Genomic DNA, 24743 nt, shown 5'->3' on the forward strand with positions numbered 1-24743 from the left:
AGTATGACAGAACCGATTTTGCAGGTTAAAGACCTGTCCGTTTATTACAATAAAAAGAAGGCTTTGAATAGTGTTTCCCTTTCTTTCCAACCTAAGGAAATAACAGCCTTGATTGGTCCTTCTGGATCAGGAAAGTCCACCCTGCTCAAAGCCATCAACCGCATGGGCGATCTAAATCCTGAGGTGACAACAACTGGAACAGTGATTTATAATGGTCACAATATCTACAGTCCGCGTACCGATACGGTTGAATTGCGTAAGGAAATCGGTATGGTCTTTCAACAGCCCAATCCTTTCCCTATGTCTATCTATGAAAATGTTGTCTACGGCCTACGTATCAATGGAGTCAAGGATAAACATGTTTTGGATGAAGCAGTAGAAAAAGCTTTGCAACGTGCTTCTATCTGGGATGAGGTCAAGGATCGCTTGCATGATTCAGCCATTGGTCTCTCAGGTGGGCAACAACAACGTGTTTGTGTTGCTCGTGTCTTAGCAACCAGTCCCAAGATTATTCTCTTGGATGAACCGACTTCAGCTTTGGATCCTATCTCGGCTGGTAAGATTGAGGAAACCTTGTATGGTCTGAAAGATAAATACACCATGCTCTTGGTAACACGTTCGATGCAACAGGCCTCTCGTATCTCTGATAAAACAGGCTTTTTCCTAGATGGGGATTTGATTGAGTTTAACGATACGAAGAAGATGTTCCTAGACCCACAAAACAAGGAAACAGAAGATTATATTACAGGAAAATTTGGATAAGGAGTTGAATGATGTTACGATCTCAATTTGAAGAAGATTTGGAGAAATTGCACAACCAGTTCTATGCCATGGGACAAGAAGTGCTCTCACAAATCAATCGTACAGTGCGTGCCTTTGTCACACATGACCGTGATTTGGCAAAAGAAGTTATTGAGGAAGATGCAGAAGTAAATGGATATGAAGTGAAACTCGAAAAGAAATCATTTGAAATGATCGCGCTTCAACAACCTGTTTCTCAAGACCTCCGTACTGTATTGACCGTTCTTAAGGCAGTATCAGACCTGGAACGCATGGGAGACCATGCAGTGTCAATCGCAAAAGCAACTATTCGTATGAAGGGGGAACAACGCATTCCTGCAGTTGAAGAAGAGATCAAAAAGATGGGACGCGATGTGAAAAACTTCGTCGAAGCGGCTCTAGATCTCTATCTGAACGGTTCGGTGGATCAAGCCTACGAAGTAGCAGCGATGGACGAAAAAATCAACCATTACTTTGATAGCATTCGTGATTTGGCTACAGAGGAAATTAAGAAACATCCTGAAGCCATCGTTACAGGTCGTGATTACTTCCAGGTCATTTCCTTCTTGGAACGTATCGGAGACTACGCTAAAAATATCTGTGAATGGGTTGTTTACTTTGAAACAGGGAAGATTGTCGAGCTATAAGAAACGGTTTAAATATACAGAATAAAAGGCTGATTGTGATAAATCAGTCTTCTTTTTATGAAAAGAACTGTTTTGCAGTCAAAATCTCTAAAAGGGTTGACAAGTATTTTTAAAAGAGTTATAATTATTCAGAAATAACAGAAAGGTCGTTTATTTATGAAGTTTAAGAAATGGATATTAGTTGTGTGTAGCATGCTTGCTAGCGTGATTTTAGTAGCTTGTCAATCCAGTACGGATAGTTCCCAGTCTGCTGTGGACGCTATCAAACAAAAAGGAAAGCTAGTCGTTGCGACCAGCCCAGACTATGCACCATTTGAATTCCAATCCTTGGTAGATGGTAAAAACCAAGTGGTTGGGGCAGATATTGATATGGCTCAAGCGATTGCGGATGAGCTTGGGGTTAAACTTGAAATCTCTAGCATGAGTTTTGACAATGTCTTGACTAGTCTTCAAACTGGAAAGGCTGACTTAGCCATTGCAGGAATTAGTGCTACAGATGAGAGAAAGGAAGTCTTTGACTTTTCAATCCCTTACTATGAAAACAAGATGAGTTTCTTGGTTAGAAAAGCCGATTTAGACAAATACAAGGATCTTTCAAGCCTTGCAAGTGCCAATATCGCAGCTCAAAAGGGAACCGTTCCAGAAACTATGGTGAAGGAACAATTGCCAAATGCCCAATTGACATCCTTGACCAATATGGGGGAAGCAGTCAATGAATTGCAGGCTGGAAAAGTGGATGCTGTTCATATGGATGAACCAGTTGCTCTTAGCTACGCAGGTAAAAACTCAGACCTTGCCGTTGCATCTGTTAACTTGACAATGAAAGATGGCGAAGCCAATGCCGTTGCTATCAAAAAGGATCAATCAGACTTGAAAGCAGTAGTAGATAAGGTTATCCAAAAGCTGAAAGATGAGGGAACCTATCAAACTTATCTTGAAAAGGCAGCAAAACTAACAGAAGTTGAACAATAAGAAAAAGCAGAGTTGGACTTTAATCCAATTCTGCTTTTATGTATTCTAATAGCTCTTCTAGATTTTCAAGAGTGACTTTGGCGAACTGATAAGGACAGGCTTCCAAATAAGCTTTCTCAAAAAAGTCTAGTTTGAGTGAGCTGTGTTTCAAACTGGCAATCTTAGGATAGTGTCTCAAATCAAGGAGAAGGCCATCGTGTAGAGGATAGTGGGGCAAGGGACAGGTGTTTTCTTCAAGCACGTTCTTTATCTGAGCCTGATAGTTCTCTTGAAGGGTCAGTCTGGCCAGTCGATTTTTTTCAAATAACTGACTGTCGATGTAAAGAGAGAGCGCCTTTTGCATGATGAGATTGCTGTCATAGTCCAGGATATTTTTGTAGGAAACAAAAGCCTCTTTTAGGGCATTTGGGAGAATGAGAGCGGTGATACGAAGGGCTGGAAAAAGGCTGGTTGAGAAGGACTTGATATAAATGACCCGATCCTCAGTGTCCAGATAGTGGAAGGTCTGCCCTTTTTTAGGGTCTAAATCTCCTAGATAGTCATCCTCTACGATGTAAACACCATACTGGTTTGCTAGATCCAGAATAGCCCTCTTTTCCTGATCAGAGTAGGAATGACCTAGGGGATAGTGGAAGCGAGGAATGGTATAGAAAAACTTGATTTTCCCAGATTTGAACTGTTCTTCCAGTTCTTCAAGGTCAATCCCATCGATTCGGCGTTCAATGGTCTGGTAGGCTAGCCCCTGAGCGACTAAGAGGCGATTCATCCGGTGATAGGTAGGTTGTTCAACTAAAATCTCCTCTCCCTTGCTCGGGAAGTCAATCTGAGAAAGGATAAAGAGAGCTTGTTGGGTACCAGATGTTAGAACCAGTTGGTCGGGTTTGCAGTAGAGGGCTTGGTCGAAAAGAAGTTGATGGACAGATTGTCTCAGTTCCTCAAGTCCTTCTTGGTTGTCATAGTAGTTGAAGAGGTAGTTTTCTCTTCCAATTAGGGTTTCATTGACGCAGAGTCTGAAGTCGTCATAGGCACTGGCATGTTCATCAGTGACTTCGATTTCCAAATCCTGATGCTGTCCTTGTTCCAGAACATAGTAACCACTCTGAGGTTTGGCATAGAGGTATTGTTCATGGCGCAATTCCAGTAGGGCTCGTTGGATAGTGTCCTTGCTACAGTGGAAGTCTTGGCTCAGTTGACGGATGGAGGGAAGCCGGCTACCTGTTGGAAATTTTCCTGATTCGATGCCGTTTTTTAGAAAGGAAACGACTGCTTGGTATTTACTTTCTTTCTTCATTCCAGATCTCCCTTGATTTTGTTACATTGTACCTTTTTTTTGCCTCCTTTGCAATGAGAAAAGCATTTCTCCCTTTCACAACTAGGAGCAAATGTGGTATACTTAGAAAGTATAATGATTCATTGAATAAAAGATAAGAAAGAGAATGGTAGAAAAGTGCAGGAACCGGTAAAATTATTTCAATACAATACTCTAGGTGCCCTAATGGCAGGTCTCTATGGTGGAACCATGACCGTAGGAGAATTACTGGAACATGGCGACCTCGGCTTGGGAACATTGGATTCGATTGATGGGGAGTTGATTGTCCTTGATGGCAAAGCATATCAAGCCAAGGGATCTGGTCAAACGCCTGAAATCGTTGAGGTGGCAGCAGATGCTCTTATTCCCTATGCAGCAGTGGTTCCTCATCAGGCAGAAGTGATTTTCCGTCAGCGTTTTGAGATGACAGATAAGGAATTGGAAAAGCGAATTGAGTCCTACTATGATGGGGAAAATCTTTTTCGTTCCATCAAGATTCATGGTGAATTTTCACAAATGCACGTACGGATGATTCCCAAATCCACACCTGATACCAAGTTCGCTGATGTCGCGACTCACCAACCTGAATATAGCCGTGAAAATGTATCGGGGACCATTGTTGGATTTTGGACACCAGAGATTTTCCATGGGGTGAGTGTTGCAGGCTACCATTTGCATTTTATCTCAGATGATTTGACCTTTGGTGGGCATGTGATGGACTTTGTTATCAAAGAAGGAATGATTGAGGTTGGGGCAGTCGACCAGTTGGACCAACGTTTTCCAGTCCAAGATCGCCAGTATTTATTTGCGAAATTTAACGTTGACGAGATGAAGAAAGATATTGATAAGTCAGAATAGGAGAAAAAGATGACAGTACATATTATCCTTACCATGATCGCTTTGGTTCTCATTCTAGTAAGTGGGACTTGGTATGCCAAAAAACGGTTTAAAATCTCTCTTGCAGTGATGGGCTTGGGGGCAATTGCATTTTTTGTTTCTTCTCAAGTGTTAGAGAAGATGGTTCACCTTCTGGTACTTCATCCGCAAAAAGACGGAACCATTTTACTCGTGCAGGAGCATCCTTTCTTATATGTCCTTTATGGGATCGCTATGGCTGCCCTCTTTGAAGAGACGGCCCGTTTTATCTTTTTTAAATGGTTGGAGAAAAAGAGAAAGTTGGAAGATAGAGATGCTTGGGCTTATGGCTTAGGACATGGGGGCTTGGAGATGCTCTATCTTGGAATGGGAAGTTTGATTAGCCTTTTGATCCTCTTTTCACTCCTACAATCTTCAAACTCTGATGCGGCGAATCTTCTTACAAAGAGTACATTAGAAACAGTTCAGTCTCTATCAGCATGGCAGGTCTATCTACTAGGGGTTGAGCGTGTGCTTGCTCTGGTTCTCCAAATTAGCCTTACTGTCTGGGTCTATCAAAGTGTCCGTCAAAAGAAATGGATTTATCTCGTTGCTGCCTATGGCTTGCATGCTTTGTTTGACTTGGCTCCAGCCTTATCTCAAGTGGGATGGATTACAAATCCACTTTTAGTTGAGTTCATCCTTCTCGCAGAACTTATAGCTCTTGTCTGGCTAACAAAATCTACATTTTGGAAAAAATCATAAAAAGAGGGTGACCTCTTTTTTTATGTGAAGATTGGATACAGAAATTTCCAGTCGTCAAAAATCTTTAAAAATGGTATAATGAAATCACTTTACAAAAGGATGAGAGATATGACATTAGTAACTAGAATACAAGAACAATTAGAAGGAATTGATATTCGTTTTAAGGAACCCTTGAAGCTCTATACCTACACTAAGGTAGGGGGACGAGCGGATTATTTGGTTTTGCCACGCAATCGCTATGAGATGGCGCGTGTCGTTCAATTTGCCAATCAAGAGAATGTTCCTTGGATGGTGCTAGGGAATGCCAGCAATATCATCGTTCGTGACGGTGGAATTCGTGGATTTGTCATCTTGTGTGACAAGCTCAATAATGTTTCAGTTGATGGCTATACCATTGAAGCGGAAGCTGGGGCCAACTTGATTGAAACGACACGTATTGCCCTTCGTCATAGTTTGACTGGTTTCGAGTTTGCCTGTGGCATTCCAGGGAGCGTCGGTGGAGCAGTCTTTATGAATGCGGGTGCCTATGGAGGAGAGATTGCTCATATCTTGCAGTCTTGTCAAGTTTTGACCAAGGAAGGGAAAATCGAGACCTTATCTGCCAAGGAATTGGCTTTTGGTTACCGCCATTCAGCTGTTCAAGATTCTGGAGCTGTTGTTTTGTCAGCTAAATTTGCCCTATCTCCAGGAAATCATCAGGTTATCAAGCAAGAAATGGATCGCTTGACGCACCTACGTGAACTCAAACAACCTCTAGAATACCCATCTTGTGGTTCAGTCTTTAAGCGTCCTGTTGGTCATTTTGCAGGTCAGTTGATTTCAGAGGCTGGTCTCAAGGGCTATCGTATCGGTGGTGTGGAAGTGTCTGAAAAGCACGCAGGATTTATGATTAATGTTGCTGACGGAACGGCCAAAGACTATGAGGACTTGATCCAATCTGTTATTGAAAAAGTCAAGGAACACTCAGGTGTCACCCTTGAGAGAGAAGTCCGAATCTTGGGTGAGAAAGAATAAAATTTAGGCAGAAAAGCTGCTACTATGTCAATGGAAAGGGGGTGAAAGCCTATCGTTAGCGAAGATGCATGTAGGCAGTTCAATCTCCTACACGAGGTAGTAGTGGCCTGACAGAGCCCTGATCTGTTAATTTATGAAAAAGAAGGAATTTATGACAATTGAAAAAACCAATTATTGAATTCAAAAACGTCTCTAAAGTTTTTGAAGACAGCAACACCAAGGTTCTCAAAGACATCAACTTTGAGTTGGAAGAAGGGAAGTTTTACACTCTTTTAGGCGCATCTGGTTCAGGAAAGTCAACAATCCTGAACATCATTGCAGGTTTACTGGATGCGACGACAGGGGATATTTTACTGGATGGGGTACGGATCAACGATATCCCAACCAACAAGCGAGACGTCCATACGGTTTTCCAATCCTATGCCTTGTTTCCACATATGAATGTGTTTGAAAATGTTGCCTTTCCCCTCCGCTTGCGTAAGATAGACAAGAAAGAAATCGAACAACGCGTAGCGGAAGTTCTCAAGATGGTTCAGTTGGAAGGTTATGAGAAACGTTCCATCCGTAAACTTTCTGGAGGACAACGTCAGCGTGTGGCCATTGCCCGTGCCATCATCAACCAACCCCGTGTGGTCTTGCTGGATGAGCCCTTGTCAGCGCTGGACTTGAAATTGCGAACAGACATGCAGTACGAACTGCGTGAACTGCAACAACGATTGGGAATTACCTTTGTCTTTGTCACTCACGATCAGGAAGAAGCCCTTGCTATGAGTGACTGGATTTTTGTTATGAATGATGGTGAGATTGTTCAGTCTGGAACGCCTGTGGACATCTACGATGAGCCAATCAACCACTTTGTTGCCACCTTTATCGGGGAGTCAAATATCTTGCCAGGAACCATGATTGAAGACTACTTGGTGGAGTTTAACGGCAAACGCTTTGAAGCGGTCGATGGAGGGATGAAGCCAAATGAACCTGTTGAGGTTGTCATTCGTCCAGAGGACTTGCGCATTACCCTTCCTGAAGAAGGCAAGCTCCAAGTCAAGGTTGATACCCAGCTCTTCCGTGGGGTTCACTATGAGATCATCGCCTATGACGAACTCGGAAATGAATGGATGATCCACTCGACTCGTAAGGCCATTGTGGGTGAGGAAATCGGTCTGGACTTTGAACCAGAAGATATCCACATCATGCGTCTCAACGAAACCGAAGAAGAATTCGATGCTCGTATCGAGGAGTACGTAGAAATCGAAGAGCAAGAAGCAGGTCTGATTAACGCGATCGAGGAGGAAAGAGATGAAGAAAACAACCTCTAAACTCTTTGTAGTGCCCTACATGCTTTGGATTGCCCTCTTTGTTCTCGCACCCTTGGTCTTGATTTTCGGTCAGTCCTTTTTCAACATTGAAGGGCAGTTTAGTTTAGAAAACTATAAATCCTACTTTGCGTCACAAAACTTGACCTATCTCAAAATGAGCTTCAACTCTGTGCTCTATGCTGGGATTGTGACCATGGTGACGCTTCTCATCAGCTATCCAACAGCTCTCTTTTTGACCCGTCTCAAGCACCGTCAACTCTGGCTCATGCTGATTATCCTGCCGACTTGGATCAACCTCCTTCTCAAGGCCTACGCCTTTATCGGAATTTTTGGTCAAAATGGCTCCATTAACCAATTCTTGGAATTCATCGGAATCGGTTCGCAACAGTTGCTCTTTACCGATTTCTCCTTCATCTTTGTCGCAAGCTACATCGAGCTTCCCTTTATGATTTTGCCGATTTTCAATGTCTTGGATGATATGGATAACAATCTCATCAATGCCAGCTACGACCTCGGTGCGACAAAGTGGGAAACCTTCCGTCATGTTATCTTCCCTCTGTCGATGAATGGGGTGCGAAGTGGAGTCCAATCTGTCTTTATCCCTAGCTTGAGTCTCTTCATGCTGACTCGTTTGATTGGTGGAAATCGTGTCATCACCTTGGGAACAGCTATTGAGCAGAACTTCTTGACCAATGACAACTACGGTATGGGTTCAACCATCGGTGTGATTCTCATCCTGACCATGTTCATCACCATGTGGGTGACCAAGGAAAGGAGAGAACGATGAAAAAATTTGCCAATCTCTACCTAGCCTTTGTCTTTATCATCCTTTACTTGCCAATTTTTTACTTGATTGGCTATGCCTTTAATGCTGGCGATGATATGAACAGTTTTACAGGCTTTAGCTTGAGCCATTTTCAAACCATGTTTGGTGATGGTCGTCTCATGTTGATTCTAACCCAAACCTTTTTCTTGGCCTTTCTATCAGCCTTGATTGCGACCATTATCGGGACTTTCGGAGCTATCTATATCTACCAGTCTCGTAAGAAATACCAAGAAGCCTTTCTATCTCTTAATAATATTTTGATGGTTGCGCCTGACGTTATGATTGGTGCTAGCTTCTTGATTCTCTTTACCCAGCTTAAGTTTTCACTTGGATTTTTGACGGTTCTATTTAGTCACGTGGCCTTTTCCATCCCAATCGTGGTCTTGATGGTCTTGCCTCGCCTTAAGGAGATGAATGATGATATGATTCACGCGGCTTATGACCTAGGTGCCAGCCAGTTTCAGATGTTTAAGGAAATCATGCTTCCGTACCTGACACCGTCTATCATTGCAGGTTATTTCATGGCCTTTACCTACTCGCTGGATGACTTTGCCGTGACCTTCTTCGTAACGGGAAATGGCTTTTCAACCCTCTCGGTTGAGATTTACTCTCGCGCTCGTAAGGGGATTTCCCTAGAAATCAATGCCCTGTCTGCCCTTGTCTTTCTCTTTAGTATTATCCTAGTTGTAGGTTATTACTTTATCTCACGTGAGAAGGAGGAGCAAGCATGAAAAAACTCTATTCATTTTTAGCAGGAATTGGAGCGATTATCCTTGTCTTGTGGGGGATTGCGACTCATTTAGACAGTAAAATCAACAGTCGAGATAGTCAAAAATTGGTTATCTACAACTGGGGTGACTACATCGATCCAGAACTCTTGGAGCAATTCACAGAAGAAACAGGAATCCAAGTACAGTACGAGACCTTTGACTCCAACGAAGCCATGTATACCAAGATCAAGCAGGGTGGAACGACCTATGATATTGCCATTCCTAGTGAGTACATGATCAACAAGATGAAGGACGAAGACCTCTTGGTTCCGCTTGATTATTCAAAAATTGAAGGAATCGAAAATATCGGACCAGAGTTCCTCAACCAGTCTTTTGATCCGGGCAATAAATTCTCCATTCCTTATTTTTGGGGAACCTTGGGAATTGTTTACAATGAAACCATGATAGATGAGGCGCCCGAGCATTGGGATGACCTCTGGAAACCAGAATACAAGGATTCCATTATGCTCTTTGATGGGGCGCGTGAGGTGCTGGGACTCGGGCTTAACTCACTTGGTTACAGTCTCAACTCCAAGGATCCTCAGCAGTTGGAAGAGACAGTGGATAAGCTCTACAAATTGACTCCAAATATCAAGGCCATTGTGGCGGATGAGATGAAGGGTTACATGATCCAGAGCAATGCGGCTATTGGTGTGACCTTCTCAGGAGAAGCCAGTCAGATGTTAGAGAAAAATCCTAATCTCAAGTATGTCGTTCCGACTGAGGCCAGCAATCTCTGGTTTGATAACATAGTCATTCCAAAAACCGTGAAAAACCAAGATGCAGCCTATGCCTTCATCAACTTTATGCTAAAACCCGAAAATGCTCTTAAAAATGCGGAATATGTCGGCTATGCAACACCAAATAACACAGCCAAGGAATTGCTCCCAGAGGAGACCAAAGAAGACAAGTCCTTCTATCCAGACGCTGATACCATGAAAAACCTAGAAGTTTATGAGAAGTTTGACCATAAATGGACAGGCAAATATAGCGACCTCTTCCTACAGTTTAAAATGTACCGGAAGTAGAAGATATGCTTTCTTGTCAGCTTTCCCAGTTGACGCAGAACCCAAAAAACGATATAATAAGAAAGTTGAGAATTGGTTTTCTCTCCATCTTAGTCCAGAGAATTGGCGGTGCTGCGAGCCATCTAAGGTAGGAAATCATGCTACTCAATCAGACAATTGCATAAGATTATGAGAATGACAAGTTCATTGAATGAAGGTGGTACCGCGGTTTTTCGCCCTTCGTGATGTGAGCTTGTCTTTTGATTTTTGGAGGTGTTTATGAAGACATTTCTCGTGAAACAAAAGTTTCGTCTTGGAGGCGAACGCTTCGATATCAAGGATGATAGAGGAGTAGTGAACTATCAGGTGGAGGGATCATTTTTCCAAATTCCTAAGACCTTTACCATCTATGACGCCTATGGTGAGCAAGTCAGTGAGATCAGTAAAGAATTTTTCACCTTACTTCCTCGCTTTAACATTCAGCTACGGGACGGGTCAAATTTCGTCATTCGTAAGAAGTTTACTTTTTTCAGAGATAAGTATGAATTTGACAACCTCGGTCTTCGTATTGAAGGCAATATCTGGGATTTAAATTTCAAATTACTAGATGATCGTGATCAGCTTGTCGCCGAGATTCAAAAAGAAATTTTCCATTTGACCTCAACCTACAATGTTACCGTCTATGAAGACTCTTATGCAGACCTAGTCATTTCCCTCTGTGTCGCAATTGACTATGTGGAAATGCTGGAAAGCCAATCAAATTAAACAAGTAAATAAGGAGATATTATGAAACAACTATCTAGTGCTCAAGTTCGCCAAATGTGGCTTGATTTCTGGGCAAGTAAAGGCCACTCTGTAGAACCATCAGTGAGTTTGGTTCCAGTAAACGACCCAACACTTTTGTGGATCAACTCTGGGGTAGCCACTCTAAAGAAATACTTTGACGGGACTATCAAACCTGAAAATCCACGTATCACCAATGCGCAAAAGGCTATCCGTACCAACGACATCGAAAATGTCGGAAAAACTGCGCGTCACCATACCATGTTTGAAATGTTGGGGAACTTCTCTATCGGAGATTACTTCCGTGACGAAGCTATCACCTGGGCTTATGAGCTCTTGACAAGCCCAGAATGGTTTGATTTCCCAGCTGAAAAACTCTACATGACCTATTACCCTGATGACAAAGATTCATACAATCGTTGGATTGCTGTTGGTGTAGATCCAAGTCACTTGATCCCAATCGAGGACAACTTCTGGGAAATCGGTGCTGGACCTTCTGGACCAGATACAGAGATTTTCTTCGACCGTGGAGAAGCTTTTGACCCAGAAAATATCGGCATTCGTCTGCTTGCAGAAGACATCGAAAACGATCGTTACATTGAAATCTGGAACATCGTTTTGTCACAATTTAACGCGGATCCTGCTGTTCCTCGTAGCGAATACAAGGAATTGCCACACAAGAACATCGATACGGGTGCTGGTTTAGAGCGTTTGGTGGCGGTTATCCAAGGGGCTAAGACAAACTTTGAAACTGACCTCTTCATGCCGATTATCCGTGAAGTGGAGAAATTGTCAGGTAAGGTCTACGACCAAGATGGCGATAATATGAGCTTCAAGGTCATTGCGGACCACATCCGTTCCCTTTCATTTGCTATCGGTGATGGTGCCCTTCCAGGGAATGAAGGCCGTGGTTATGTCCTTCGTCGTCTCCTCCGTCGCGCGTCTATGCATGGTCAAAAATTGGGTATCAATGAGCCTTTCCTTTACAAACTCGTTCCAACTGTTGGAAAAATTATGGAGAGCTACTACCCAGAAGTGCTTGAAAAACGTGACTTTATCGAAAAAATCATTAAGAGCGAAGAAGAGTCATTTGCTCGTACTCTTCATTCAGGTCAACACTTTGCAGAAACCATTGTAGCTGACTTGAAAACTAAAGGTCAAAGCGTCATCGCTGGTTCAGATGTTTTCAAACTCTACGACACTTACGGATTCCCAGTGGAATTGACAGAAGAAATCGCTGAAGAAGCTGGTATGACTGTAGACCGTGAAGGATTTGAAGCAGCCATGAAAGAGCAGCAAGAGCGTGCGCGTGCATCTGCTGTTAAGGGTGGCTCAATGGGAATGCAAAATGAAACCCTCCAAAACATTACAGTGGAAAGTGTCTTCAACTACAATGCCAGCCAATTGCCTTCTAAGTTGGTGGCTATTGTAGCTGACAATGCTGAAGTCGAAGCTGTTTCAGAAGGAACTGCCTCTCTCATCTTTGCAGAGACTCCATTCTACGCTGAAATGGGTGGACAAGTAGCTGACCACGGTCAAATATTGGACGAGTCAGGTAAGGTTGTGGCTACTGTAACAGATGTTCAAAAAGCACCAAACGGACAAGCTCTTCATACTGTTGAAGTTCTTAAACCTCTTTATTTGAACAAAAATTATAAACTCAAGATTGATACAAATCGTCGTCATCGTGTCATGAAGAACCACACGGCGACTCACTTGCTCCATGCGGCTCTTCACAATATCCTTGGAAAGCATGCGACACAAGCAGGATCCCTTAACGAAGTCGAATTCCTTCGCTTTGACTTCACACACTTCCAAGCAGTAACTCCTGAAGAATTGCGTGCCATTGAACAGCAAGTCAATGAGAAAATCTGGGAAGCGATTGCTATCAAGACAGTTGAGACAGATATTGACACAGCCAAGGAAATGGGAGCTATGGCCCTCTTTGGTGAGAAATACGGTAAAGAAGTTCGTGTTGTGACCATCGGTGATTACTCTGTTGAGCTTTGTGGTGGTACCCATGTTGGCAACACCTCTGAGATTGGTCTCTTCAAGATTGTCAAAGAGGAAGGGATTGGATCAGGAACTCGCCGTATCTTGGCAGTGACTGGTAAGGAGGCCTTTGAAGCCTACCGTGAACAAGAAGACGCTCTTAAAGCTGTTGCAGCAACTCTTAAAGCACCTCAACTCAAGGAAGTACCTCACAAGGTTGAAGGTCTTCAAGAGCAACTCCGTCAACTTCAAAAAGAAAATGCAGAGTTGAAAGAAAAAGCCGCAGCCGCAGCTGCAGGTGATGTCTTCAAGGACGTGAAGGAAGTCAACGGCCACCGTTACATTGCAAGTCAGGTTTCTGTATCAGATGCCGGTGCTCTTCGTACATTTGCAGATAACTGGAAACAAAAAGACTACTCTGACGTGCTTGTCCTAGTTGCCGCTATTGGTGACAAGGTCAATATCCTTGTTGCAAGCAAGACAAAAGATGTGCATGCAGGAAACCTTGTCAAAGAATTGGCTCCAATCGTCGACGGACGTGGTGGTGGAAAACCAGACATGGCCATGGCAGGAGGAAGCAACCAAGCTAAAATCCAAGAACTCTTGGATGCAGTAGCTGGTAAATTATAAGACAATAAAGATCTATCCATTTGGGTAGGTCTTTTTGTGCATACAAAAAAGCCAAATCCGACTGGATTTGACTTGTAACTGATAGGTTTATTTTGCTGTCCAGACACTGACTGACCCCGCTGCTACTGGAAATTCTCCATAACCGTCAGCATTGATTGTAACTTGTGCTGAATGATTTTCAAGGAGATCAATAAAGGTTTGGTCAGCCCATTCTTGCCCGACAAACATTGACTTGCTGTTTTCTTGGTCATTTGAAATCAAGACCGCGATTGGGGATTGATCTTCAGCACCTGAACGAACCCAACCGATACAGTTGGCATCATCAAAGTAGTCTGTTTGCTCTCCATAGGCTAAATCTTTTCGGATGGCTAGGAGACGATCAAGAACTTCTCTGAAATCTTCTTGGGCATATTGCCCTGAAATGCCGTAATAATCTCCGTAAAAGACACATGGAAGACCATCTTGGCGTAATAGAATAAGGGCATAGGCTGCTGGCTTGAACCATTCTTCAACAGTAGACTCAAGGGCTTGACCTCGTTGGGTATCATGGTTGTCGACAAAGGTCACAGCCTTATCGGGCTTTAGTTCAACCAAGCTATCTGTGAAAATGCCACGAAGGTCGTAGCTTGCTCCAGCCTGACTAGCTTCAAAGAGATTCTGGTGGAGACGAACATCGACAAGGTCAAAGCGTTCTTCTGTTTTTTCAAGGTAGTCTAGATTAGCCTCCTTGTCTGGGTTCCAAAATTCCCCAAAAACATAGAAATCTTGACCGTATTTTTCCTTCATATCACGGATGAAATTGCGCATAAAGAAAGAGTCAATGTGTTTGACGGCATCCAAGCGGAAACCAGCAATACCAGTCGTTTCCATGAACCAGTCAGCCCAGTCATAGATATTTTTGATCACTTCAGGATGCTTAAAGTCTAGGTCGGCATACATGAGGTAGTCGTAGTTGCCGTTTTCATTATCGACCAATTCCTCGTTTGCCCAGCCCTTGTTGTCCCCTTGGATCAGGTAAATGCCAGATTTACGGCGTTTGGCATCGTAGTCTGTACCTGTGAAGTGGTACCAGTGCCAGTGGAAGTCATTGTAGGTATTTTGACGACCATCGAAAGTAAAGTGAGTCCAACCATTGATGGTGAAGGGCTCGCTTAGTTGAACGGTACGGTCCTCAGAGTCCACTTCAATAACCTGAAAGGATTCCATGTGATCGGCTGCAGCCTTGTGATTGAGCACCACATCGGCCATAGGTCGAATTCCCTGAGCCTTTAGGGCTTGAATGGCTTGAAGATAGTCTTCTTTAACCCCATACTTGGTACGGACAGTCCCTTTTTGGTGAAATTCACCTAGGTCAAATAGGTCATATACCCCGTAACCCACATCTTTTTCATTTGTAGCCTTGAAGGCTGGTGGCATCCATACGTGGCTAATTCCCAAATGGGCTAGGTGCTCTGCATCATTTGTCAGTCGCGTCCAGTGTTGGCCGTCGTGAGGCAGATACCACTCAAAGTATTGCATAAGTGTTTGATTTTGCATGATTTTTCCTCTTACTTGTCAATCTTGTGTTTTATTCTACCATAAAGTCCAGAACTAGGCAAACGTTTGCGCAAAGTTTCTATACTCATTTCTAGAAATGTCTATTTTTAAAGACACTATTTCCTTCCCATTGCTAGAGAAATAATGTTTAGGAGAAAAAATAAATTGAGTAAACTTATTTTTACAAAAATGGCACTTAGTAAACTAAAGTAAAAATGGATAAGCGGTTTCTTTTTTGAGAATTGTCATAAAATTTGCTATAATAGTAGCTATGAATAGAATTAGGGTCAGCAGACGTGTTGAAAAAAAGCTAGCTAAGGGTCTAGTTCTTTTGGAAGCAAGTGATTTAACAGATATTGATCTGACGGATCAGGCAGTAGAAGTTCTTAGTCAAGACGGGAAGTTTTTAGGGAGTGCCTATCTTTCTCAGCAGAACAAGGGCATTGGCTGGTTGGTCAGCAAGGAAAAGGTTGGTTTCAACCAATCCTTCTTTGAAACTCTGTTTCGTAAGGCCAAGGAAGCTAGAAAGCCTTATTATCAAGATGACTTGACCACTGCCTTTCGCCTTTTTAACCAAGAGGGGGATGGTTTTGGTGGTCTGACTGTTGATCTCTACGGAGCTTATGCTGTCTTTTCGTGGTACAACTCCTTTGTTTACCAGATTCGGAAGTTGATAGTAAAGGCTTTTAAGGAAGTTTTTCCTGAGGTCTTGGGAGCGTACGAAAAGATTCGTTTTAAAGGTCTAGATTACGAGTCTGCCCATATTTATGGTGAGGAAGCGCCAGACTATTTTACTGTTCTTGAGAATGGCGTGCTCTATCAAGTCTTTATGAATGATGGCTTGATGACAGGGATCTTCCTAGACCAGCATGAAGTTCGTGGGAGTCTGGTTGACGGTCTGGCCATGGGCAAATCCTTGCTCAATATGTTTTCCTATACGGCTGCCTTTTCAGTTGCTGCAGCTATGGGAGGCGCGAGTGAGACGACTTCTGTCGATTTGGCCAAACGGTCCAGAGAGCTGTCAGAGGCTCATTTTCAGGCAAATGGACTCAGCACGGACAATCATCGTTTTATCGTCATGGATGTCTTTGAGTACTTCAAGTATGCCAAGCGAAAAGGCTTGACCTATGATGTGATTGTTCTAGATCCGCCGAGCTTTGCCCGCAATAAAAAACAAACATTTTCTGTGGCGAAGGATTATCACAAGTTGATTTCCCAGAGCCTAGAGATTTTAAATCCGGGAGCGATTATCATTGCCAGTACCAATGCTGCCAATGTTTCCCGCCAGAAATTTATAGAACAAATTGATAAAGGTTTTGCAGGAAGAAGGTATCAGATTTTAAACCAATATGGTCTTCCAGCAGACTTTGCCTATAATAAAAAAGATGAAAGCAGTAATTACCTCAAGGTGATTAGTATGAAGGTTAGTAAATGAAATTAGTCGTCTCAGTAATGCCAAGAAGTTTAGAAGAAGCGCAAGAACTGGATGCCACTAGGTATGAAGATGCCGATATCATTGAGTGGCGTGCAGACTTTCTTGCAAAGGACGCTATTTTACAGGTAGCACCCGCTATCTTTGAAAAATTTGCAGGACGCGAACTGGTCTTTACCCTTCGGACTCGTGCTGAGGGAGGAGAAATCGAACTTTCCTCAGAAGAGTATGTTCAAATTATCAAGGAAGTGGCGCAACTCTATCAACCAGACTATATTGATTTTGAGTACTACAGCTACAAGGATGTTTTTGAGGAAATGTTGGATTTTCCAAATCTCGTATTGAGCTATCATAATTTCCAGGAAACACCTGAAAATATGATGGAAATCCTGTCTGAGTTGACCAGTCTCTCTCCGAAAGTGGTCAAGGTATCAGTTATGGCCCATACGGAGCAGGATGTTTTAGACCTGATGAACTACACACGAGGATTTAAGACACTCAATCCTGAGCAAGAGTACGTGACCATTTCCATGGGGAAAATGGGCAAGGTATCGCGCATTACTTCAGATGTGACGGGTTCAAGTTGGTCATTTGCTAGTCTGGATGAAGCGAGTGCCCCAGGTCAGATTTCATTGGCTAACATGAAAAAAATCAGGGAGATTTTGGATGAAGCTTGATGGCTATACACGTTTAGCTGCAGTTGTTGCCAATCCCATCAAACACTCTATTTCACCTTTTATCCATAATAGGGCCTTTGAGGCGACAGCTACCAATGGTGTCTATGTGGCTTGGGAGATTGAAGCGGGTGACTTGGCAGAAACAGTCGCCAATATTCGCCGTTACCAGATGTTTGGAATTAACCTGTCTATGCCTTACAAGGAGCAAGTGATTCCTTATCTGGATGAGTTGAGCGATGAGGCTCGTTTGATTGGGGCGGTCAATACAGTTGTTAATCAAGACGGAACGTTAATTGGATATAATACAGATGGCAAGGGATTCTTTAAGAGCTTGCCTTCTTTTACAATTTCGGATAAGAAAATGACCATTCTGGGCGCAGGTGGTGCGGCCAAATCAATCTTGGCACAAGCCATTTTGGACGGCGTCAGTCAGATTTCTGTCTTTGTGCGTTTAGCTTCCATGGAAAAAACAAGACCTTACCTAGACAAGTTGCAGGAGCAAACAGACTTTAAAGTGGACTTGTATGCTTTAGAAGATGTTTCTGAATTGCAAGCAAGGATTGCCGATTCGCACTTACTAGTCAATGCCACCAGTGTGGGCATGGATGGCAAATCATCCCCAGTTCCTGAAAGCATAGTCTTACCAAAGGCTCTCTTGGTCGCAGATATCATTTACCAACCCTTTGAGACGCCGTTTTTGAAATGGGCTAGAAGTCAGGGCAATCCAGCCGTCAATGGTCTGGGGATGTTGCTCTATCAAGCTGCTGAAGCTTTTCAATTGTGGACAGGTAAAGAAATGCCGACAGAAGAGATTTGGCAGTCCTTAACAGAAAAATATAAATAGTGAAAGGGAGACCCTACTATGAAAATCAGAATCGATATTCCGCATCATCCTTATGATATTCAGATTGAGAAAGGTTGTCTATCGCAAGCAGGTCAATGGTTGCGAGAACTCTGGCAACCACAAAAGGTGGTCATTGTGACAGACAACCATGTAGCCTCTCTCTATGCAGAGAAGGTTAAACTCAGCCTAGAAGATGCTGGTTTTCAGGTAGCTGTTTTTGACTTTTTAGAAGGCGAAGAAAGAAAAAATTTAACCACTGTTCAGAAGGTCTATGAATTTCTAGTTAAGCAGGGGTTGACTCGTAGCGATGGAATCGTGGCTCTTGGTGGAGGTGTTGTTGGGGACCTAGCTGGTTTCGTAGCCTCTACCTATATGCGAGGCATTCACTTTGTTCAGATTCCGACTAGTTTGACAGCCCAGGTTGATTCTTCTATCGGTGGAAAGACGGGTGTCAATACTCCTTTTGCTAAGAATATGGTGGGAACTTTTGCCCAACCAGATGGGGTTCTGATTGACCCGCTTGTCCTTGAAACTCTTGGGAAAAGAGAGCTGATTGAAGGGATGGGTGAGGTTATCAAGTACGGCTTGATTGAGGATCCAGAACTGTGGGCTCTCTTGACGGAGCTAGATAGTTCTGTAGAGAGCATTTTGGAGCATGCAGAGACTTTGATTGAACATTCTTGTCAAGTTAAGCGCAAGATGGTAGTTGAGGATGAGTTGGATAATGGTGTTCGCCTTTACCTCAATTTTGGGCACACTATTGGCCATGCTATTGAAGCAACGGCCGGTTATGGCAAGGTCATGCATGGTGAGGCTGTGGCCATGGGGATGGTACAGATTTCCAAGATTGCTGAGGGGAAAGGCCTCATGCCAGAAGGAATAACCCAGTCTATCACAGAGATGTGCCAGAAATTTGGCTTGCCTGTTGAGTACGAAAACTGGGATGTTGATAAGCTTTATCAAGCACTTACTCATGACAAGAAAGCGCGAGGTAATACCTTGAAATTGGTCTTGGTGCCAGAGCTTGGTTCAGCAACCATTCACCCAGTTTCTCTGGAAGAGATGAAAGACTACTTGGTAAAATAAGGAGAATGTATGAGATATTTAACTGCAGGAGAATCACATGGCCCTCGATTGACGGCTATCATTGAAGGAATTCCAGCTGGACTTCCTTTGACAGCAGAGGATATTAATGGAGACCTTAAACGCCGTCAGGGTGGCTACGGTCGTGGTGGCCGTATGAAGATTGAGAGTGACCAGGTTGTCTTTACTTCGGGCGTTCGCCACGGGAAGACGACAGGGGCTCCCATTACCATGGATGTCATCAATAAGGACCACCAAAAATGGCTGGATATCATGTCTGCAGAAGACATCGAAGACCGCCTTAAAAGCAAACGAAAAATCACCCATCCTCGTCCAGGACATGCCGACTTGGTAGGGGGAATCAAGTACCGTTTTGATGATTTGCGAAATTCCTTGGAACGTTCATCGGCTCGTGAAACCACCATGCGAGTTGCAGTTGGTGCAGTAGCCAAACGTCTCTTAGCTGAGCTGGAGATAGAAATTGCTAACCATGTTGTTGTCTTTGGTGGCAAGGAAATCGATGTTCCAGAAAACTTAACAGTCGCAGAGATTAAGGAACGAGCTGCCCAGTCTGAAGTTTCTATTGTCAACCAAGAACGAGAACAAGAAATCAAGGACTATATTGACCAAATCAAGCGTGACGGTGATACCATCGGTGGGGTTGTGGAGACAGTCGTCGGAGGCGTTCCAGTTGGCCTTGGATCCTATGTTCAATGGGACAGAAAATTAGAAGCCAGATTGGCCCAAGCAGTTGTCTCTATTAATGCCTTTAAAGGGGTGGAATTTGGTCTTGGCTTTGAAGCTGGTTACCGAAAAGGCAGCCAGGTCATGGATGAAATTCTCTGGTCTAAAGAAGACGGCTATACTCGTCGTACCAATAATCTGGGTGGCTTTGAAGGTGGTATGACCAATGGGCAACCAATTGTTGTTCGTGGAGTTATGAAACCCATTCCCACTCTTTACAAACCACTTATGAGTGTGGATATCGAAACCCACGAACCTTACAAGGCAACCGTGGAGAGAAGTGATCCGACCGCCCTTCCAGCTGCAGGTGTGGTCATGGAAGCCGTTGTAGCAACGGTTCTGGCGCAAGAAATCCTTGAAAAATTCTCCTCAGATAATCTTGAAGAATTAAAAGAGGCAGTTGCCAAGCACCGAGACTATACAAAGAACTATTAAGGAGTCCTCATGGCAAAAACCATCTATATCGCAGGTCTTGGTTTGATTGGTGCTTCGATGGCGCTCGGTATCAAGCGTGATCATCCTGATTATGAAATTTTGGGTTATAATCGCAGTCAGGCTTCGAGAGATATTGCCTTGGAACGGGGGATGATAGACCGTGCGACGGATGATTTTGCCAGTTTCGCTCCTCTAGCAGATGTTATCATTCTGACCTTGCCAATCAAACAGACCATTGCTTTTATTAAGGAGCTGGCAGATTTAGACTTGAAAGAAGGCGTCATTATCTCGGATGCAGGCTCAACCAAGTCAGCCATTGTGGAAGCAGCGGAGGAGTATTTGTCTGGCAAACCTGTTCGCTTTGTCGGGGCCCATCCCATGGCTGGTAGCCACAAGACAGGGGCTGCCTCTGCGGATGTTAATCTCTTTGAAAATGCCTATTATATATTCACACCATCAAGCTTGACTAGTCCAGATACGCTTGAGGAAATGAAGGATTTGCTCTCAGGACTTCATGCGCGCTTTATCGAGATTGATGCCAAGGAGCATGATCGGGTGACTTCTCAGATTAGCCATTTTCCTCATATTCTAGCTTCTAGTCTCATGGAGCAGACAGCAATCTATGCTCAAGAACATGAGATGGCAAGGCGCTTTGCGGCGGGTGGTTTTCGAGATATGACTCGGATTGCAGAGAGTGAGCCAGGTATGTGGACTTCTATTCTCTTGTCCAATCGTGAGACCATCCTAGAGCGAATTGCGGATTTCAAGGAGCGCCTAGATGAGGTTGGACAAGCCATCAGCAAGGGAGATGAAGAGCAAATTTGGAACTTTTTCAATCAAGCACGTGCGCAACGGCAGGCCATGGAAATCCATAAGCGTGGTGGTGTGGATAGCTCTTACGACCTCTATGTCGACGTTCCCGATGAAGAAGATGTCATCTTGCGGATTTTGGAATTGCTACGTGGAACTTCCCTGGTCAATATCCACATCAACGAAGAAAACCGTGAGGATATTCACGGGATTCTACAAATTTCCTTTAAAAATGCTCAGGATCTGGAACGAGCTGAGCGCTTAATTACAGAAAATACAGACTACACAGTCGTCATCAAATAAGGAGAAAATCATGTCAAATATTTACGATAGTGCAAATGAACTTAGTCGCGGGTTACGTGAATTACCAGAATATAAGGCAGTTAAGGTAGCCAAAGATGCCATCCAAGCTGATGAACAAGCTAGCAAGATTTTTGCAGACTATATCGCCTTCCAGCAAGAAATCCAAGTCATGGCGCAAACGGGACAAATGCCAGACGCCTCTTTCCAAGAAAAGATGCAGTCTTTCAGCAAACAAATCCAAGAGAACGCTCTTTTGTCAGATTTCTTTGCCAAACAGCAACAATTGTCCATTTATCTTTCGGACATTGAAAAAATTGTCTTTGAACCTGTTTCAGAATTATTGAAATAGTATTTTATCTGTATAAAAGCCAGAAATTTCAGGAATTTCTGGCTTTTTTGTGATAAAATAAGAAAAAGTGTTGCAAGTATGAGGTCAACTATGAAACTAAAAACAAACATTCGCCACTTACATGGCAGTATCCGGGTTCCAGGTGACAAGTCTATTAGCCACCGTTCGATTATTTTCGGAAGTTTGGCTGAGGGAGAAACCAAGGTATATGATATTCTGCGTGGAGAGGATGTACTTTCAACCATGCAGGTTTTTCGTGACCTTGGTGTTGAAATTGAGGACAAAGATGGGGTTATTACCATTCAAGGTGTGGGCATGGATGGCTTAAAAGCTCCTCAAGATGCTCTTGATATGGGAAATTCTGGCACCTCGATTCGCCTGATCTCAGGTGTCCTTGCTGGTGCAGACTTCGAAGTAGAGATGTTTGGAGATGATAGTCTTTCTAAACGTCCTATGGACCGTGTGACCCTTCCCTTGAAAAAAATGGGAGTTAGTATTTCAGGGCAAACTGAGCGAGACCTGCCTCCTCTTCGCCTCAAAGGAACAAAAGATCTAACACCTATTCAGTATGAGTTGCCAATCGCCTCTGCTCAAGTTAAGTCTGCCTTGATATTTGCAGGCTTGCAGGCTCAGGGGGAGTCCGTTATTATCGAGAAAGAATGTACTCGCAACCACACCGAAGATATGCTACAGCAATTTGGTGGTCATTTAAGTGTGGACGGCAAGAAAATCACAGTCCAAGGACCACAAAGACTGACCGGACAAAAGGTAGTTGTTCCGGGAGATATTTCCAGTGCAGCCTTTTGGTTGGTCGCAGGTTTGATTGTTCCAAACTCTCGTGTAGTGCTGCAGAATGTGGGCATCAATGAAACTCGTACTGGTATTATTGATGTCATTCGCGCCATGGGTGGAAAACTAGAAATAACTGAAATCGATCCAGTTGCTAAATCAGCAACCCTGAATGTCGAGTCTTCAGGCCTGAAAGAAATAGAGATTGGTGGAGCCTTGATTCCACGCTTGATTGATGAATTGCCTATTATTGCCCTTCTAGCGACGCAAGCCCAAGGTGTAACAGTCATTAAGGATGCTGAGGAACTCAAGGTCAAGGAAACTGACCGCATTCAGGTGGTGGCAGATGCCTTAAATAGCATGGGAGCGGATATCACCCCCACAGCAGATGGGATGATTATCAAAGGGAAATCAAGACTTCATGGCGCTAGAGTCAATACGTTTGGTGACCATCGAATCGGAATGATGACAGCCATTGCAGCCCTCTTGGTTGCGGATGGAGAAGTGGAACTTGACCGTGCTGAAGCCATCAATACCAGCTATCCTAGCTTCTTTGATGATTTGGAGACTTTGATTCATGGCTAAGGTATTACTCGGATTTATGGGAGCAGGCAAATCGACAATCGCTAGAGGATTGGACCCAGACTATATCGATATGGATGCCTTAATCGAGGAACGCTTGGGCATGTCCATTGCGAATTTTTTCACTGAAAAAGGAGAAGTGGCCTTTCGTCAAGTAGAGTCAGAAGTCCTAGCTGCCTTACTAAAAACGGACCGAGTTGTGTCAACTGGCGGAGGGGTTGTCATTTCTCGAAGAAATCGTGACGTGCTCAAGCAAAATCCTGATAACATCTACCTAAAAGCAGATTTTGAAACCCTCTACCAACGTATCGCAGCTGATAAGGACAATCAGCGCCCACTGTTTCTAAATAATAGTAAGGAAGAACTGGCAGCTATTTTCCAAGAAAGACAGACATGGTATGAGGAAGTAGCTAGTCAAGTTCTGGATGTGACCAAGTTAAGCCCAGAGGAAATTATAGAGGAACTGAGATGAAAATTGCCTATCTAGGTCCCAAGGGATCTTTTTCGCATCATGTTGTGCAGACAGCATTTCCCAAAGAGGAATTGCAGGCTTTTGCCAATATCACAGATGTCATCAAGGCCTATGAACAGGGTTTTGTGGACTATTCTGTGGTACCAGTTGAAAACTCCATTGAAGGTAGTGTCCATGAAAGCTTGGATTACCTTTTTCATCAGGCTCGCATCCAAGCAGTTGCAGAAATTGTTCAACCCATTCATCAGCAGTTGATGGCAGTTCCAGGTCAGTCAAAAATTGAGAAGATTTTTTCCCATCCTCAGGCTCTGGCTCAAGGAAAGAAATTCATCGATATGCACTATCCAGAGGCCAAAATTGAGGTAACAGCCAGTACCGCCTATGCAGCTCGCTTTATTTCAGAGCATCCAGACCAGCCATACGCAGCTATTGCTCCTAAAAGTTCAGCTGAAGAATATGGATTGGAATTGATTGCAGAGGATATTCAGGAAATGGAAGCCAATTTCACACGTTTTTGGGTGTTAGGGGCAGAGATACCGAAGATTCCTTTGAACTCACAAGCTGAAAAAATGAGTTTGGCCTTGACCTTACCAGACAACCTACCTGGTGCTCTTTACAAGGCACTTTCGACTTTTGCTTGGAGAGGGATTGACTTAACAAAGATTGAAAGTCGCCCCCTTAAAACAGCCTTGGGAGAATACTTTTTCATTATCGATGTAGACTATAGTGACAAAGAACTGGTTCATTTTGCCAGACAAGAACTAGAGGCCATTGGGATCAAGCACAAGATTCTGGGAACTTACCCGATTTTTACCATAACTGATTTAGAAAAGGAGAGTCAATGAGCAAAGAAAATCCTTTAAGTCATCACGAGCAGTTACGTTATGACTATCTCTTCAAAAATATTCATTACCTCAACGACCGTGAACGGAGGGAGTTTGATTATCTGCAACAAAAAATGACAGGTCCCAAGTCTGAAGTTCACCATTTCTACCAAGAGGAAAAATAAGAAACTTGGGGT

25 protein-coding genes are annotated in these 24743 nt (G+C 43.5%); 23 read left to right on the plus strand and 2 right to left on the minus strand.

The annotated features are described in order from the left end of the window. Window positions 1–3: 3 nt before the first annotated feature. From pstB to KZX55_RS00160, 3 genes are all read left to right on the plus strand, one after another. On the plus strand, window positions 4–762 hold the full coding sequence (gene pstB, locus KZX55_RS00150) for a phosphate ABC transporter ATP-binding protein PstB (protein WP_000138669.1): 759 nt from the start codon (window positions 4–6) through the stop codon (window positions 760–762). Window positions 763–773: 11 nt separating this feature from the next. After that, a complete protein-coding gene (gene phoU, locus KZX55_RS00155; protein WP_000946475.1) occupies window positions 774–1427 on the plus strand; it encodes a phosphate signaling complex protein PhoU in 654 nt (217 codons plus the stop codon). A 156-nt stretch (window positions 1428–1583) separates the two neighbouring features. Then, window positions 1584–2399, plus strand: a complete 816-nt coding sequence (locus KZX55_RS00160; protein WP_045617399.1) for an ABC transporter substrate-binding protein — start codon at window positions 1584–1586, stop codon at window positions 2397–2399. Window positions 2400–2418: 19 nt separating this feature from the next. Here the strand turns inward: KZX55_RS00160 and KZX55_RS00165 are convergent, their stop codons facing one another. Further along, window positions 2419–3690 carry a PLP-dependent aminotransferase family protein gene (locus KZX55_RS00165; protein WP_045617398.1) on the minus strand — a complete coding sequence of 424 codons (1272 nt, stop codon included), beginning with the start codon at window positions 3688–3690 and terminating at the stop codon, window positions 2419–2421. A 156-nt stretch (window positions 3691–3846) separates the two neighbouring features. On the opposite strand from KZX55_RS00165, the gene budA reads away from it, so the two are divergent. From budA to alaS, 9 genes are all read left to right on the plus strand, one after another. Beyond that, a complete protein-coding gene (gene budA, locus KZX55_RS00170; RefSeq protein ID WP_071788318.1) occupies window positions 3847–4566 on the plus strand; it encodes an acetolactate decarboxylase in 720 nt (239 codons plus the stop codon). 9 nt (window positions 4567–4575) lie between these two features. Further along, a complete protein-coding gene (locus KZX55_RS00175; protein ID WP_045617396.1) occupies window positions 4576–5328 on the plus strand; it encodes a YhfC family intramembrane metalloprotease in 753 nt (250 codons plus the stop codon). Between the two features lie 108 nt (window positions 5329–5436). Next, complete coding sequence (murB, locus tag KZX55_RS00180) at window positions 5437–6342, plus strand: UDP-N-acetylmuramate dehydrogenase (RefSeq protein ID WP_045617395.1); 906 nt, start codon at window positions 5437–5439, stop codon at window positions 6340–6342. A 158-nt stretch (window positions 6343–6500) separates the two neighbouring features. Next, a complete protein-coding gene (locus tag KZX55_RS00185; RefSeq protein ID WP_000742901.1) occupies window positions 6501–7658 on the plus strand; it encodes an ABC transporter ATP-binding protein in 1158 nt (385 codons plus the stop codon). After that, window positions 7639–8445, plus strand: a complete 807-nt coding sequence (locus tag KZX55_RS00190; protein WP_000754120.1) for an ABC transporter permease — start codon at window positions 7639–7641, stop codon at window positions 8443–8445. The genes KZX55_RS00185 and KZX55_RS00190 overlap by 20 nt, the downstream gene beginning before the upstream one ends. Continuing rightward, window positions 8442–9215: an ABC transporter permease gene (locus KZX55_RS00195; RefSeq protein ID WP_248022675.1), complete on the plus strand. Its 774-nt coding sequence runs from the start codon at window positions 8442–8444 to the stop codon at window positions 9213–9215. Before KZX55_RS00190 ends, KZX55_RS00195 begins: the two co-directional genes overlap by 4 nt. Beyond that, window positions 9212–10282, plus strand: a complete 1071-nt coding sequence (locus tag KZX55_RS00200; RefSeq protein ID WP_248022676.1) for an ABC transporter substrate-binding protein — start codon at window positions 9212–9214, stop codon at window positions 10280–10282. Before KZX55_RS00195 ends, KZX55_RS00200 begins: the two co-directional genes overlap by 4 nt. Before the next feature lie 258 nt (window positions 10283–10540). Further along, the gene (locus KZX55_RS00205) at window positions 10541–11026 is read left to right on the plus strand and encodes an LURP-one-related/scramblase family protein (protein ID WP_000847080.1); all 486 of its coding nucleotides are present in this window, start codon (window positions 10541–10543) and stop codon (window positions 11024–11026) included. A gap of 21 nt (window positions 11027–11047) precedes the next feature. Next, entirely contained in the window at window positions 11048–13666 is a 2619-nt protein-coding gene (gene alaS, locus KZX55_RS00210) for an alanine--tRNA ligase (RefSeq protein WP_248022677.1), read from the plus strand. Window positions 13667–13753: 87 nt separating this feature from the next. Here alaS and KZX55_RS00215 read toward each other — a convergent pair whose 3' ends face one another. Next, on the minus strand, window positions 13754–15202 hold the full coding sequence (locus tag KZX55_RS00215; protein WP_248022678.1) for an alpha-amylase: 1449 nt from the start codon (window positions 15200–15202) through the stop codon (window positions 13754–13756). A 271-nt stretch (window positions 15203–15473) separates the two neighbouring features. On the opposite strand from KZX55_RS00215, the gene KZX55_RS00220 reads away from it, so the two are divergent. The 11 genes from KZX55_RS00220 to KZX55_RS09185 all read left to right on the plus strand — a co-directional run bounded on the left by KZX55_RS00220 (window position 15474) and on the right by KZX55_RS09185 (window position 24731). Beyond that, the gene (locus tag KZX55_RS00220; protein WP_248022679.1) at window positions 15474–16637 is read left to right on the plus strand and encodes a class I SAM-dependent rRNA methyltransferase; all 1164 of its coding nucleotides are present in this window, start codon (window positions 15474–15476) and stop codon (window positions 16635–16637) included. Next, window positions 16634–17311 (plus strand): type I 3-dehydroquinate dehydratase, encoded by a 678-nt coding sequence (gene aroD, locus KZX55_RS00225; protein ID WP_007520278.1) that lies wholly within the window; start codon window positions 16634–16636, stop codon window positions 17309–17311. The genes KZX55_RS00220 and aroD overlap by 4 nt, the downstream gene beginning before the upstream one ends. Further along, window positions 17301–18155, plus strand: coding sequence for a shikimate dehydrogenase (locus tag KZX55_RS00230; protein WP_248022680.1), 855 nt, complete (start codon window positions 17301–17303; stop codon window positions 18153–18155). The genes aroD and KZX55_RS00230 overlap by 11 nt, the downstream gene beginning before the upstream one ends. Before the next feature lie 18 nt (window positions 18156–18173). Beyond that, a complete protein-coding gene (aroB, locus tag KZX55_RS00235; RefSeq protein WP_248022689.1) occupies window positions 18174–19241 on the plus strand; it encodes a 3-dehydroquinate synthase in 1068 nt (355 codons plus the stop codon). Window positions 19242–19250: 9 nt separating this feature from the next. Continuing rightward, window positions 19251–20417, plus strand: a complete 1167-nt coding sequence (gene aroC, locus KZX55_RS00240) for a chorismate synthase (RefSeq protein WP_248022691.1) — start codon at window positions 19251–19253, stop codon at window positions 20415–20417. A gap of 9 nt (window positions 20418–20426) precedes the next feature. After that, window positions 20427–21530, plus strand: a complete 1104-nt coding sequence (locus KZX55_RS00245) for a prephenate dehydrogenase (RefSeq protein WP_248022692.1) — start codon at window positions 20427–20429, stop codon at window positions 21528–21530. A gap of 10 nt (window positions 21531–21540) precedes the next feature. Further along, window positions 21541–21879: a YlbF/YmcA family competence regulator gene (locus tag KZX55_RS00250; RefSeq protein ID WP_248022693.1), complete on the plus strand. Its 339-nt coding sequence runs from the start codon at window positions 21541–21543 to the stop codon at window positions 21877–21879. A gap of 90 nt (window positions 21880–21969) precedes the next feature. Beyond that, a complete protein-coding gene (gene aroA, locus KZX55_RS00255) occupies window positions 21970–23253 on the plus strand; it encodes a 3-phosphoshikimate 1-carboxyvinyltransferase (protein ID WP_248022695.1) in 1284 nt (427 codons plus the stop codon). Next, window positions 23246–23722, plus strand: a complete 477-nt coding sequence (locus KZX55_RS00260) for a shikimate kinase (protein ID WP_248022696.1) — start codon at window positions 23246–23248, stop codon at window positions 23720–23722. The genes aroA and KZX55_RS00260 overlap by 8 nt, the downstream gene beginning before the upstream one ends. After that, window positions 23719–24567, plus strand: coding sequence for a prephenate dehydratase (gene pheA / locus KZX55_RS00265; RefSeq protein ID WP_033606093.1), 849 nt, complete (start codon window positions 23719–23721; stop codon window positions 24565–24567). Before KZX55_RS00260 ends, pheA begins: the two co-directional genes overlap by 4 nt. Then, a complete protein-coding gene (locus tag KZX55_RS09185) occupies window positions 24564–24731 on the plus strand; it encodes a hypothetical protein (RefSeq protein WP_432654210.1) in 168 nt (55 codons plus the stop codon). The genes pheA and KZX55_RS09185 overlap by 4 nt, the downstream gene beginning before the upstream one ends. The last annotated feature ends 12 nt before the right edge of the window (window positions 24732–24743 follow it).

It is taken from the genome of Streptococcus halitosis, from assembly GCF_023147855.1.
Taxonomy (GTDB): domain Bacteria; phylum Bacillota; class Bacilli; order Lactobacillales; family Streptococcaceae; genus Streptococcus; species Streptococcus halitosis_B.